Annotated in this window: 13 protein-coding genes and 1 riboswitch; of the genes, 3 read left to right on the top strand and 10 right to left on the bottom strand. The window is 59.4% G+C overall.

Annotation, left to right across the window (positions count from 1 at the left end; genetic code table 11):
- Nucleotides 1-4: 4 nt before the first annotated feature.
- The 4 genes from KO492_RS07015 to mgtE all read right to left on the bottom strand — a co-directional run bounded on the left by KO492_RS07015 (nt 5) and on the right by mgtE (nt 4819).
- Nucleotides 5-1786, bottom strand: coding sequence for an SLC13 family permease (locus KO492_RS07015; RefSeq protein ID WP_216044284.1), 1782 nt, complete (start codon nt 1784-1786; stop codon nt 5-7).
- Between the two features lie 127 nt (nt 1787-1913).
- On the bottom strand, nt 1914-2726 hold the full coding sequence (locus KO492_RS07010) for a TIGR00282 family metallophosphoesterase (protein ID WP_216044283.1): 813 nt from the start codon (nt 2724-2726) through the stop codon (nt 1914-1916).
- A gap of 129 nt (nt 2727-2855) precedes the next feature.
- A complete protein-coding gene (locus KO492_RS07005; RefSeq protein WP_303578276.1) occupies nt 2856-3434 on the bottom strand; it encodes a 5-formyltetrahydrofolate cyclo-ligase in 579 nt (192 codons plus the stop codon).
- Nucleotides 3431-4819, bottom strand: coding sequence for a magnesium transporter (mgtE, locus tag KO492_RS07000; protein WP_216044282.1), 1389 nt, complete (start codon nt 4817-4819; stop codon nt 3431-3433). Before mgtE ends, KO492_RS07005 begins: the two co-directional genes overlap by 4 nt.
- 131 nt (nt 4820-4950) lie before the next feature.
- On the opposite strand from mgtE, the gene guaD reads away from it, so the two are divergent.
- Nucleotides 4951-6246: a guanine deaminase gene (gene guaD / locus KO492_RS06995; RefSeq protein ID WP_216044281.1), complete on the top strand. Its 1296-nt coding sequence runs from the start codon at nt 4951-4953 to the stop codon at nt 6244-6246.
- Between the two features lie 18 nt (nt 6247-6264).
- Here the strand turns inward: guaD and KO492_RS06990 are convergent, their stop codons facing one another.
- The 4 genes from KO492_RS06990 to KO492_RS06975 form a co-directional block, all read right to left on the bottom strand.
- The gene (locus KO492_RS06990; protein ID WP_216044280.1) at nt 6265-6762 is read right to left on the bottom strand and encodes a CAP domain-containing protein; all 498 of its coding nucleotides are present in this window, start codon (nt 6760-6762) and stop codon (nt 6265-6267) included.
- A 31-nt stretch (nt 6763-6793) separates the two neighbouring features.
- Nucleotides 6794-8140, bottom strand: coding sequence for an 8-oxoguanine deaminase (locus KO492_RS06985; RefSeq protein ID WP_216044279.1), 1347 nt, complete (start codon nt 8138-8140; stop codon nt 6794-6796).
- Between the two features lie 43 nt (nt 8141-8183).
- A complete protein-coding gene (locus KO492_RS06980) occupies nt 8184-9002 on the bottom strand; it encodes an inositol monophosphatase family protein (protein WP_216044278.1) in 819 nt (272 codons plus the stop codon).
- A 385-nt stretch (nt 9003-9387) separates the two neighbouring features.
- A complete protein-coding gene (locus KO492_RS06975; RefSeq protein WP_216044277.1) occupies nt 9388-9771 on the bottom strand; it encodes a helix-turn-helix domain-containing protein in 384 nt (127 codons plus the stop codon).
- A 446-nt stretch (nt 9772-10217) separates the two neighbouring features.
- On the opposite strand from KO492_RS06975, the gene KO492_RS06970 reads away from it, so the two are divergent.
- Nucleotides 10218-11177, top strand: a complete 960-nt coding sequence (locus KO492_RS06970; RefSeq protein WP_436835697.1) for an NADPH:quinone oxidoreductase family protein — start codon at nt 10218-10220, stop codon at nt 11175-11177.
- 80 nt (nt 11178-11257) lie between these two features.
- Here the strand turns inward: KO492_RS06970 and KO492_RS06965 are convergent, their stop codons facing one another.
- On the bottom strand, nt 11258-11941 hold the full coding sequence (locus tag KO492_RS06965; protein ID WP_216044275.1) for an energy-coupling factor ABC transporter permease: 684 nt from the start codon (nt 11939-11941) through the stop codon (nt 11258-11260).
- 46 nt (nt 11942-11987) lie between these two features.
- Nucleotides 11988-12194, bottom strand: a riboswitch (cobalamin riboswitch).
- A gap of 130 nt (nt 12195-12324) precedes the next feature.
- On the bottom strand, nt 12325-13203 hold the full coding sequence (locus tag KO492_RS06960; RefSeq protein ID WP_216044350.1) for a LysR family transcriptional regulator: 879 nt from the start codon (nt 13201-13203) through the stop codon (nt 12325-12327).
- A 122-nt stretch (nt 13204-13325) separates the two neighbouring features.
- On the opposite strand from KO492_RS06960, the gene KO492_RS06955 reads away from it, so the two are divergent.
- A complete protein-coding gene (locus tag KO492_RS06955; protein ID WP_216044274.1) occupies nt 13326-13556 on the top strand; it encodes a DUF1127 domain-containing protein in 231 nt (76 codons plus the stop codon).
- Nucleotides 13557-13767: the final 211 nt, after the last annotated feature.

Raw genomic sequence — 13767 nt, 5'->3', positions numbered from 1 at the left:
CCCCTCACATCGGCCACAAAAGCGGGATCAGCGCCGCGGACAACAGCCCGATGGACAGGTTCAGCGGAATGCCGATCTTCATATAATCGGTGAATTTATAGCCACCGGGACCGTAAACCATCGTATTGGTCTGATAGCCGATGGGGGTCGCGAAAGACGCAGATGCCGCGATCATCACGGCCACGACCAACCCGCGCGGGTCCAGCCCCATTGTATCCGCCAGCCCAATGGCAATCGGCGTGATCACCACAGCCACAGCATTGTTCGAGACAAGTTCGGTCAGGATCGAGGTCATCAGAAAAATCGCCCAGACCACGAAAAACACCGGCAAACCATCCAACACAGGTGCGACCGCCGTCACGATCAGCTCGACCGCCCCGGAGGCATCCAGAGCCGCCCCCACGGCCAGCATGGCAAAAATCAGCGCCAGCAACCGCCCTTCCACAAAGGAAAAGGCCTCCTCCGCGTCGATACAGCGCGTGACGAGGACCACGGCCACAGAGATCACCGAAAGCATCAGGATGGGCGCAACCCCCAAGGCTGCCAGCACCACGATGGAAAACATCGCGACCAGCGCAATCGGCGCATGGGAGCGATGATAGGCGCGCTCGGTGGGCTTGGACACATCGCCCATATCCATATCGGCTGCGAGGCGCTGAATATCTGCGGGCGCCCCTTCCAGCAAAAGCGTATCACCCACACGCACCACGAGATCCTGCATCTTGTGACCGAGGTTCTGGTTGCGGCGATGGACGGCCAGAACATAGACCCCGTAACGACGGCGCAGACGCATGGAGGCGAGCGAGCGCCCGACCATCTTGCAGCCCGGCGTGATCAGAACCTCCATCGTCGTGGTCTCGACCGTAGACACCTGATCGACCCGCTTGAGGGATTTATCCCGCTGCAAACTGAGAAGTTCGGTGATTTTCGAACGCAGAACAATCCGGTCCCCCACCTTCAGCGTCAGCCCTTCAAGCTCGTGCCGGTAGGATTTATCGCCGCGGATCACGTCGATAAGCCGCACACCGTCCCGTTTGAAAAGCTGCACCCCCGTGACTTCGCGCCCGATCAGGTTGCTTTCCGGCGGGATCACGGCTTCGGTGAAAAACTTCATTTTCGAGCGCCCTGAAGAGAGCATCGCCGCCAGACTGTCACGCTCCGGCAGAAGGTGACGCCCGAAGATCAGCAGATAGATCATGCCCCAGGCCGTCACCGCAAGGCCCAGAAGCGAGACCTCAAAGATCGAGAACGGCTCCAGCCCCTGTGCACGGGCCACCCCGTCAACCAAGAGGTTTGTGGAGGTGCCCAAAAGCGTGATCGTGCCCCCCATGATGGCCGAATAGCTCAGGGGAATCAGTAGCTTGGAAGGCGACACTCCAAGTTTTCCCGAAAGTTGTATGAACACGGGGATCATCACCACAACCACCGGCGTGTTCGCCACGAAAGCCGAAAGCACGACCACCACCAAAAGCAGCATCCCGATGGCGACCGAAGGATGGGTCTCCGCATAGCTTCCCGCTTGTCGCGTGAACCACTCAAGCCCCCCCGTGCGCACCATCGCGCCCATGACAATGAACATGGCTGCAATGGTCCATGGGGCCGGATTCGACAAAACAGAAAGTGCGGCGTCGTAGGGCAGAATGCCCAGAACCATCATCAAGGCAGCCCCGGTGATGGCGACAACTTCGGTCGGGAAAACCTCCCGCATGAAAAGCACGAACATGAACCCAACGACCACCAGAGCGATCACCGCCTCAGTCATCGGGCTGAACTGAAAAAGCTCCATCGTGCCTCACGTTGTGGTTTCGGTCACGGGCAATATGAACTGTCAGCTATAGAAAGAACAAGTCGCAAAATGCCCTGAGTCCCAAAGGCTTCTGTGCAACTGTTCAAAATATAGTCAAAGGAGGCTGTCAGGGCGTGCTTTGCTCAAGTCGCCCGCCCACACGGATCTGTTTCACCCGCGTCGCCAGACCTGTCTTGTCATCGGTCTCGACATAAACCCCCGAAAGTGTCACCTCGCCTTTCGCGGGTTCAAACCGGCCACTGACCATCCCCGTCACAAAGCGGCGCAAGGGTTCGGTCTTGTTCATGCCAATGACCGAATTGTAATCGCCGCACATCCCCGCATCCGTGAGATAGGCTGTGCCTCCCGGCAGGATTTGCGCATCTCCCGTGCAGACGTGGGTATGAGTGCCGACGACGACAGAGGCCTTGCCATCACAGAAATGCCCCATCGCCATTTTCTCCGAGGTGGCCTCGCAATGCACGTCGATCAAGGCCGCCTGAATGGCCCCGCCGAGCTTATGGGTCATAAAGACCTGATCCAGCGCCGAGAACGGGTCATCAAAGGCGCGTTTCATAAACACCTGCCCCAGAACCTGCGCCACAAGGATACGCCGTCCGCGTGCGTCTTCGAAAATCCGCACACCACGGCCCGGTGCGGTCTTGGCAAAGTTGATCGGGCGAATGATCCGGATGTCGCGCTCACAGAACTGCATCATGTCCCGCTGGTCAAAGGAATGATCCCCCAGCGTCAGACAATCCACCTCCGCCTCCAGCAGCGCCTTGGCATGATCGGCCGAAAGCCCCATGCCATTGGTCGCATTTTCGCCATTGACCACGACAAAATCGAGGCCCCAGTCCTTGCGCAACTTCGGTATGCGCTCCATGACGGCCTTGCGCCCGGCGCTACCGACAATATCCCCGAGAAACAGAATTTTCATGGGGCATAGCCATAGGGCCACCCAAGCCCGCGCGCAAGCCGGCCTGTTTCCTTTGTGCCCAAAATACTCGAAAATCCGGACGTCAGCCACCTGATCCGATGGCCGGAGCCGCAAAACGTGATGCTCTGTTCAGAAGGTCAGCACTTCGCGTTCGGTGACAATGGCATCCAGCGGCGCGTCGGTCGGCTCTACCGGCAGTTCATGCGCCTCCTGCCCCGCATAGGCCAGTCCCACGGCAAACACCGGCCCGCCAGCGCGCAGCTTGGCCAATGTGCGGTCATAAAACCCGCCGCCATAGCCCAGCCTGTGCCCCGCACGGTTGAAAGCCAGCATGGGCACGATCACCACCTCTGGCACGACAGGTTCGGAGATTTTCGGAATGGCGGCCCCGAAAGCGCCGGGTATCATCTCCGCCTCGGGGGTCCATAGATCAAACCGCAGCGGCTGTGCCTTGGCCTCGACCACCGGCACCGCAACCGGACCGTGCATGCTCAACTCTGTCATGGCCGGACGGGGATCAAGCTCGCTGCCCAAAGGCATATAGCCCGCGATCACCTGCCCCACATGGGGCTGCAAGAACCCCAGCAAAAGTTGCACCGCCTGACGGGCTGCCATCCCGCCTTGCGCCAGACTTTGCGCATGGGCTTCTTCGCGTGCGACCTTGGCCTGTGCCCGCAGCGCCGTTTTGGACAGGACCGCCCCGCTCACAGGAGCACCACGCCCGCAAGGGCCAGAAAGGCAAAAAAGCCGACAACATCAGTCACGGTCGTGACAAAGGCGCCGGAGGCCAGAGCCGGATCGACGCCCAGCCGGTCCAGCACCACAGGGATGCCGATGCCCGCTAGTCCCGCGATCACCAGATTGATCACCATAGAGGCCCCGATCACCACGCCCAGCGCCGGGGAACTGAACCAGAGCACGCCAACAGCGCCCATGATCACGGCAAAGACCAGCCCGTTGGCCAGCCCCACCAAAATCTCCCGCCGGATCACCCGCCAGACGTTCGCCCCCGTCAAATCGCGTGTGGCAATGGCGCGCACGGCCACGGTCAGCGCCTGAGTGCCTGCATTGCCGCCCATCGAGGCCACGATGGGCATCAACACGGCCAGAGCCACAAATTGCGCAATCGTGTCTTCGAATTGTGCGATCACCAGAGAGGCGAGAATGGCAGTCACAAGGTTCACCGCCAGCCACGGGAACCGCTGCCGGACCGTATCCGACACACGGTCGGCCAGAGAGCCTTCGCCCACACCGGCAAGGCGCATGATGTCCTCTTCGTGTTCCTCGTCCAACACGTTCATCGCGTCATCAATGGTGATCACCCCGACGACACGGTCGTTTTCATCCACCACAGGCGCGGAGATCATGTGATACTGGTTGAACGCATAGGCGACATCCGCCTCGCTCTCGTCCACGCGAAAGGTGCGAAACCCCGGTTCCAGAAGTTCGACAAGCGGTTGCTTGCGCGGCGCACCGAGGATTTTGCCCAAGGTCACATGGCCCACAGCCCGCATTTTCGGGTCGATCAGCACCATGTGGTAGAAATCATCCGGCAAGGTTTCGGATTTGCGCATGTAGTCAATCGCCTGTCCCACCGTCCAGTGTTCCGGCCCCATCACCACTTCGCGCTGCATCAAACGACCGGCGGAGAACTCCGGATAGGACAGCGACTTTTCGACCGCGACACGATCCGCATCTTCCAGAGAGGCAAGAATCGCCTCCTGCGCATCGTCTTCGAGGTCCTCGACCAGATCGACCACATCGTCGGATTCCATGTCGCGCACGGCTTCGGCCAGAACATCAGGCCGGATCACATGGATGACTTCTTCTCGGATGCCTTCATCCAGCTCCGAGAGAATCTCGCCGTCGAACTCTTCGCCATACAGAAGAATCAGCCGCCGCCGGTCAAAGGCATTCACCTGTTCGAGCAAATCGGCGATGTCGGCCGCATGCAGCGGTTCCATCAGCTCGATGAGCTTGGCCCGATCGCCGGTATCGACCGCATAAAGAATGGCGCTGAGCGCTTTTGCACTCAACGCATAGCCGTCATCGTGATCGGCACCGTCCTCGATATGCGTATCTTCTTCGACCATATTTTGCCCGTTCGTGTTTCCCGAAACCATATGTCAGCTTCTCCGCGAGAAACAGGGGCAAGATTGATTTACCTCCCCCGAAACCGCGCCTAAACTGACATTGCGCCCAAGCGTTTACCAAAAGGATTCAAATGGACAAGCTGATTGCAGGACAGGTCGTAACCTATCAGGGGGATCCTTTCGACATTCCCGCCGAGGAAGCCGTGCAAGTCCTCCCGCAGGCCGCGATTCTTGTGCGCGACGGCAAGGTCGTCTCTGTCGGCCCGCGTGACACGCTGCGCGCCAAACATCCCGAGGCGACGCTCATTGATCACGGCTCTGCGCTGATTCTGCCCGGCTTTATCGACGCACATGCCCATTATCCCCAGACCGCGATGATCGCGAGTTGGGGCAAGCGGCTGATCGATTGGCTCAACACCTATACCTTCCCAGAAGAGGCCAAATTCGCGGACCGCGCCTATGCCGACGAGATTGCGGGGCGCTATCTCGATCTTTTGCTGGCCAATGGCACCACCACGGTCACTTCCTTTTGCACCATCCACCCCGGATCGGTGGAGGCTCTGTTCGAGGCTGCCGCACAGCGGAACATGCGCATTGTTGCAGGCAAGACCTGTATGGACCGCCCCGAGACCACACCAGACTTTTTGCGCGACACGGCCAAAGCCGCCTATGACGAGAGCAAGGCCCTGATCGAGCGCTGGCATGGCACGGGGCGCGCCACCTATGCGATCACGCCGCGCTTTTCGCCAACCTCCACACCGGAACAGCTCGACGCTTTGGGACAGCTTTGGAGCGAGTATCCAACCTGTCTCATGCAAACGCATCTCTCCGAGCAGACCGACGAGATCGAATGGGTCAAGGGGCTCTACCCTGACGCGCGGGACTATCTCGACACTTACGAACATTTCGGCCTTGTGCGTGAAGGGGCGTTGTTCGGCCATGCGATCCATCTGGAGCCGCGCGAGATCGCGCATCTACAGGCCAATGACTGTTCGCTCATCCATTGCCCGACCTCCAACACATTCATCGGATCGGGGTTGTTCGACATGGGGGCACGCAAAGCCGATGCGCTGCGCGTAGGACTGGCCACGGACACCGGCGGCGGGTCGAGTTTCTCGATGCTGCGCACGATGGCCGCCGCCTACGAGATCGGCCAGTTGCGTCACACAGCACTGCATCCGGCACAGCTTTTGTGGCTGGCCACACGTGGCTCGGCAGAGGCCTTGCGGATGGAAGACAGGATCGGCAGCATTGCAGCGGGAATGGAGGCGGACTTCGCCGTAATTGATCTGGCCTCGACCCCCGCCATCGCCCAGCGCGCGATCACGGCGGAGACGATCTGGGAAGAGATTTTTCCGACCATCATGATGGGCGACGATCGGGCGGTGATCGCCTCTTATGTGATGGGAGAGCGCGCCGCATCTTGAGGGCCGCCCATCAGCGTCTTACCGGCAAGGGCTGGCAAAGACAGCTGCACGAAAGCCGCCAGCCGCAATGCCAACACCGATGTCGCTGACCTTTGTAGAGAGGATATTTTTGCGATGCCCCGAAGAGGTCATCCACCTTTGCACCACCCGCGGCGTTCCCGAATGACCTACGGCGAGATTTTCGGCGACAGAGCAATATTGATACCCTGCTGCCCGCACGCGATCCCCGACCGTCGCACCCGACTTGCTTGTGTGCGAGAAATACCCTTTCGCCGCCATATCATCCGCATGGCGCTGTGCCGCAGTCGCAAGTTTGCCATTGTAGCTCAACGCCATAAGGCCCTGCCGTGCCCGTTCGGCATTGATCAGCGCGATGATCTGCGCCTTTTCTTCCATCGCGGACTGAGCCGTCGGCGCAGCCGTAGTCACGGGGCTCAACTCGCCAAACCCGACGCCGGTTTCCGGTGCACATGCCCCAAGGGTCATAAGTACGGCGACACTCCAAAAATTTCGCATCCGCATTCTGCCTCCAACATTTTCCATGTGCTCAAACCTCCTCAATCAACGCTTTGGCAAGGCGTGTCTGCGTCACGATCGTCATTCCCATATCAATGGTTGTCACACGACTGTCGGCCACCACATGCCGTCCTTCAATGAACAAATCCCTAACGCGCGTCGGGCCGGCCAGCAAAAGCGCCGCCGGATCCCAGCTCCCGGCGGCCTCGATATCCGACATATCCCAAAGCGCAATATCCGCGCGTTTCCCTACTTCCAGACGACCGATGTCATCGCGCCCCAGCACCTCAGCGCCGCCGCGCGTCGCGATTTCCAACATTTCGCGCGGGCTCATTTTATCGGCCCCCAAGGAGACACGCTGCAACAGCATCGCCGTGCGCGCCTCAACGACCAGATTTCCTGTGTCATTGGAGGCAGAGCCATCCACACCGAGCCCCACATGGACGCCGGCATCGCGCATTCCCCGCACTGGCGCGATGCCTGAACCCAGACGGCAATTGGAACAGGGGCAATGGGCCACCCCCGTGCCGGTTCTGGCGAACAACGCCACCTCATCCACGTCGAGCTTCACGCAATGCGCATGCCAGACATCAGGACCGGTCCAACCCAGTTCTTCAGCATACTGACCGGGCCGCATCCCGAATTTTTCGAGACTATAGGCAATGTCCTCGTCATTCTCCGCCAGATGAGTGTGCATCATCACGCCCTTGTCGCGGGCAAGGATCGCAGAGTCGCGCATCAACTCGCGGGAGACGGAAAACGGCGAACAAGGCGCAACGCCCACGCGGATCATCGCGCCGGGATTCGGATCGTGGAAGGTGTCAATCACACGGAGGCAATCGTTAAGAATATCCTCCTCGCGCTCCACGAGATTGTCGGGCGGCAAGCCTCCCGCGCTTTCTCCGATGGACATGGAGCCGCGCGTCGCGTGAAGCCGCATCCCGATGGCCTGCGCTGCCTCGACCGTGTCGTCGAGCCGCGCACCATTCGGGTAGAGATAGAGATGATCCGAAGTGGTCGAACAGCCCGACAGGGCCAGTTCAGCCAAGCCCACCAACGCCGATATCCGCATATGCTCCGGCCCGAATCCGGCCCAGATCGGATACAGTGTCTTGAGCCAACCGAACAACAGCGCATCCTGCGCACCTGGCACGGCGCGGGTGAGTGTCTGGTAGAGGTGATGATGCGTATTGACGAGACCCGGCGTCACAAGACAGCCTTGCGCATCAACGATCTGAGCATCGTCATCATACAACCCCTGCCCGACCGCTGTGATCACCCCGTCACGGACCAGTATGTCGCCGCCTTTGATTTCCTTACGGTCGTCATCCATCGTCAGGATCACATCGGCATTGCGGATCAGGAAACAACGGTGCATGGGGGCGTCCTCAGGCTCATCCGACCGGAACACCCCGGCAGGTTCAATACTGCGAGAGTATCGCCAATGCCGCCTGATGCAACTCTTTGCTGGCCGCCGCGAGCACACGACCTCCGTCAAGCACCGGACCACCCTGCCAATCCGTAACGATCCCGCCAGCCGCTTCGATCACGGCGATGGGGGCGAGAACGTCATAGCCCTGCAAACCCGCTTCAACCACCAGATCAATCTGCCCTGCCGCCAAAAGCGCATAGGCGTAGCAATCCATGCCGTAGCGGGTGAGCTTGCACCGTGCGGCAAGATCGTGAAACGCCTTGCCCTCGAGCTCGGAACCAACCTCAGGGAAGGTCGAAAAGATCACCGCATCTTCAAGCGACACGCCGCTACGCACCGCAAGCGCCCTTTCGCCATGTGGCCCGCTCAGTTGCGCTGTGCCCAGACCACCGGTGAAACGCTCCCCGATATAGGGCTGATCAATGATCCCGTAGAGCGCCGAAGTCTCGTCTCGCAGGGCAATCAGCACCCCCCATGTCGGCGTGCCGGAGATAAACCCGCGCGTGCCGTCAATCGGGTCCAGAACCCATGTCAGACCAGAAGTGCCGGGTTTCGGGGGAAATTCCTCGCCTTGGATCGCATCCTGCGGGCGCATTTCCGAAATCACCTGCCGCATCGCCTGTTCAGAGCCGCGATCCGCGACCGTCACCGGATCGAAATCCGCATCCCGTTTGGATTCCGTGTCGAGCGCAAGGCCGCGAAAATAGCGCAGGGTGATCTCCCGCGCGGCCTTTGCTGCGGCTTCAGCCGTGGCGATGATCGAGGCACGGTCCTGATCGGAGAGGCCGTTTGCAGTTTCTGAATTCATAGCGGGATTCATGGGCGGGCTCCAGTTGAGCGTCTCGGGCCTGGGAAGTTCGCGGGAGGTTCGCGAGGACCTTGAGACACGGATTGATTGCGAAAAACTCACGACGTCAATAGGTTGCATGGCATCGCGCGAAAACCTGCGAGGCATATGTTTCGCGAAACGCACAAAGGCTTCTCTTTCGCGGTAGCCCCTTCCCCCGACGAGGTCAAGGATCGCCCCCAGTCCCCGCTGTATTTTCCCGCAGCGCCCCACTTCTGCGGCATGTTCTGCGACGAGCGATTGACCTAGTGCCCATAAAGAAACCCCTGCGCCATGGGCACAGGGGTCACACAAATCTTATGTCTATTCTTGCACAATCTCGCCACCTTACCGGTGACACAAGACATCAGGCCGCGTCGGACAAGACGCGGGCCAGTTCAAACAAACGGCGGCGCTGGTTCTCGGGGATCGCATAATAGGACCGCACAAGCTCCAGAGCCTCTTTATCCGCCAGAATATCTGCGGGCACATTCACACCTTCGGATTGCGCGACCATATGATCAGCGACCGGCGGCTCCATCCCTTCAAAGAAGAATGCAACGGGCACAGAGAGCGACTCAGCGATGTCCCAAAGACGGGACGCGGAAACCCGGTTCATGCCGGTTTCGTATTTCTGGATTTGCTGGAATTTTATCCCGACTTTTTCTGCAAGTTGCTGCTGCGTCATGCCAACCATCCACCGCCGGTGACGGATACGCTTACCGACGTGGACATCCACTGGATGCTTCATAATAATGGCCGCTCCTTCGTAATCTTACTGCACAATAACCTATGCGTGCATAGCACAGTTCCTATTTACGCATTATCCCTCAACCTGTCTTTTTTGGCAGGGATTGAGACACATTTTATAAATCCATGTATTCAATCAACAATTCATTAAAATTTGGGCAAAATTATGCCCAAAAACTTCATCCCCCTCGGCAGTTAGCGCCAACCATAAGCGCGTTTTTTGATCATTTATTGCATTTTGCAAAAATCTGAACACAACCTCAAGGATCCACCAGCCCCTCCACAGCCCGAGCATTCGCTCTGACGCACAGCAAATGATCGTCGATTCTGCGCACCTCATCTTCGGGACAGCACGATTCCACATGGACAGAATGAAGGCAAGTCGCCACAATTTCCGGCATGACACACACATTCTCTCCGAACGCGCCACACGCACTCGCCCGAAAAATTCGCGCTTGTCGCGTTCATGCCTTTGACCGCCCCGCCGTGCTGGAAGACCTCTCCTTGAGCGCACCTGAGGATGGGGAGGTTTCTGTCGCCATCCACGCGGGCGCGCTCAATTTCGCGGACACGCTCATGTGCACGGGAAAATATCAGGACACGCCAGAACCTCCCTTTACATTAGGGCTGGAACTGGCTGGCAAGATCACCGCATTGGGGCCAAATGTCACCGGACTAAGCATAGGCCAGAGGGTTGCGGTTTTTGCAGGCCAAGGCGGGCTGGCCAGTGGCGGAAACTTCCCCGCCAGCCGCTGCATCCCGATTCCGGACGGATTGGGATATGCCGAGGCCGCCGCGCTGCAAATCGCTTACGGTACATCACATCTGGCACTCGCCTATAAGGCGCGGCTGCAAGCGGGCGAACGGCTTGTGGTGACGGGCGCTGCGGGCGGCGTCGGGCTCACGGCGGTAGAAATCGGCAAGCTCATGGGGGCAGAAGTCATCGCGATTGCGCGCGGCGACGAGAAACTCGCTAATGCCCAAAAAGCTGGCGCAGACCACCTGATCGACGCCAGTGCCTCCGACATCCGCGAGCGGATCAAGGCCCTCGGCGGGGCGGATGTGGTCTATGATGCCGTAGGCGAGCCACTGTTCGAAGCCTGCTTTCGCGCCACCAACCCCGACGGGCGCATCTTTCTGATCGGCTTTGCGGGAGGCAACCTGCCAAACCTGAAACCCAACCACATGCTGGTGAAGAACATCACCGCGATCGGATTTTATTGGGGGGCCTACCTCAAGTTCAACCCTGCCCCGCTGCGCGCCTCTCTGGCGACACTGTTTGACTGGGCTGCCGAGGGAAAAATCAAACCGCACATCTCGCATCGCCTGCCGCTAGAGCAGTTCGAAGAGGGGCTGGATCTCTTGCGGACGCGCAAGGCCACAGGGAAGGTGATACTGGAACCCTGACTGGCCTGCGCAAGGCACGCATCGGCCAACATGAAAGATGCGATGAAAAGCCCGGCTCGGATCCGAGCCGGGCCATCCGGTTAAACAGTCGCTTCAAACAGCCGGTTATAGAGCAACGGCGTGCCAGAAGAGGACTTGAGCGCCTTGGCCGCACCCAGAACCAACAGGTCCGCAATCGGCTCAAGCAGAACCACCAACATATAGGCCGCCCCGAAAGTGAACACGGAGTTCAGGTTCTCGGCCCCGAAGCCTTGCCCGTAGAACGCCCAAAACGCGACCCACGCCACAACACCGCCCTGATAGGCGGTCGAAAGCGCAAGCGCCTGCGTATACTTCAGATCGACATAGGCGGTTTTCGCCGGAATAACCCGCTTCGCCAACTGACCAATGCCCCAGAGCGGAACCAGAAGCGTTGTAACATTCATACCGTATTGCGGCAGATCGAAGGGCGCGAAAAACAGCCCCTGCACAAGAAGCCCCAAGGCCAGCCCGATAGACGCAGCCCCGCCGCCGAACAGAAGATAAAGCGTCGAGCCGAGAATGAAATGAACCTCGGAGACGCCGACCGGATAATGCGGTAGAACTTCGAAGAAACAAAAGACAAGCGCCGTGGCAAACGCGCTGCGCAAGGCCAGAGCCGCCACGCCGCCGTCGTTGCGCACCGTATCAAGGGCCATTTTGCCCGCGAGGCCAAAGCCCCCGACCGCTGTTGCGTAGCTCAGGACGATTTTTGCGCCATCCACGACGCCGTGTTCAATATGCATATTTGCACTCCTTTGCGCACCCGCCGTGCGCCGTTAGCTATAGTGGCTTTCACCGGTGATGATGGCAGGTATCCTGGCTCGTGGCATTTACCCGTTTTCACCTTCCCAGCCAGAGGCCAGTGGTATCTCGAAAACGGCAACCACCTACAGTTGCGGGGGCAGCCACGGAATAAGCTTTCGGAAAAGCCGGACCGTGTTCCCATTTCATCTCTGACGCGCGGGGCGGCAGAGAACCATCACCGGAATGATCGGCAAGTTTGCACGGAAAGTAAACAGATATTCAGCACCGGATGCTCCCGTTCGACAGAGGCTGCGTGTGGCTCTCCGCCGGACGTTGACAGCACTCCGGTCTGAAATCAGGTCTTCGCAACCATTTCACAGCCCTACTGGGCCGCCATGCGGGAGCCTTTGTGGCTGCGGTAGGATTGGCGCAGAAGGTCGCGCAGGCGCTCGGCGGCTTCGCCCTTCACCATATCGGAGCAATAGAGATTGATCCTCTTGCTCGCAAGTTCCGGAAGGGCGCCACCGTGCTGGATCGGCTCCGAATAGGGCGGCGCCGTGTCTTCCAGCATCACATGCACGGCCAGATCGGCGGAGACCGACGCCTCGATGGTGCGGGTCTGGTCACTTTCAACGGAGACCTCCCATGGGATACCGACCCGATCAAGCGCCTGCTGCACACCTTTGCGGAAGATGCAGCGATGCTCGAAAGCCAGCCGCAGCGGACGCTGACGCCACGCCACCCCGTTGGGCGCACCGATCCAGACCAGCGGCAGTTCGATCAGCGTCTCCCCCGCCGGGTCCAGATCATCCTCGGTGGTCAGGATCATGTCACACTCACCGCGCGCGAATTGCTCTTTGAGCTGCGTTGTGAAGGAGGACACAAGGTTCACCCGCATACGTGGATAGTCGGCGTGGAAATGTTGCAGCACCAGAGGAATCGACGGGTAGACAATGTCATGCGGCACGCCGAGCACGATCTCGCCCTCGTATTCCGTGGCGGTCAGGCGGTTGTAGACCTCGTCATTCAACTCCAGCATCCGCCGCGCATAGGACAAAAGCTGTTCCCCTGCGGCGGTGAGCGCGATCTTTCGGGCGCTCCGGTCGAGTAGCTTGGCGTCGAGGCTCTCTTCCAGACGCTTCAACTGCATCGACACAGCGGACTGTGTCAGGTTCAGAGCGCCTGCGGCACGGGTCACACCGCCTGTATCAGCGACAGTGACGAAAGAGCGTAGGGCCGTCAGATCGAGATTTCTAGCCACATCACCATCCTTGATGTATTTACGAACAATCATTCATTTCACTTATTACCCATCTCGCGCAATAAGGATCAAGAAAAATGATTACTAAAGCGACTCACACAACGATATAGAAAGGAACGCCGATGTCCTCCTCGATTTTTGCACCGCTTCACGGCTTGCCCCGGACCACCGGCGCACAGCCTTCTCGTTCCCTCGTGGCACGCCTGCGGATGGCTATGGCCGTCTCCCGCCAGCGCCGCGCCCTTGCCCGCCTTGATGAAGCCCGCCTCGCGGACCTCGGACTGACCCGCAAAGAAGCGCTCTCGGAAGCCGCGCGCCCGATGTGGGACGCCCCGCGCAACTGGATGTGCTGAGACCGGCGGTCTCGAAACGCTCTTTGTTTCCGCTCAAAACATGTGATCCCCGAACCGCGATGCCCAAAGGTGTCGCGGTTACTTTTTGACTGCCCGTTTGCTGCCAATCTGTGCAATCTGACTCGCCTATGAGCAAATCACGGCCCCGCTCCCGCAAAAGATCGCCTCTCTTTGATGAAAACAGAGTGTTTTCTGGGGGCTGACGCCTTGA

This window comes from Celeribacter halophilus, from assembly GCF_018860305.1.
GTDB lineage: Bacteria > Pseudomonadota > Alphaproteobacteria > Rhodobacterales > Rhodobacteraceae > Celeribacter > Celeribacter halophilus_A.
Note: the sequence above shows the minus strand (reverse complement) of the source record. Positions and strands in the feature narration are given on the sequence as shown.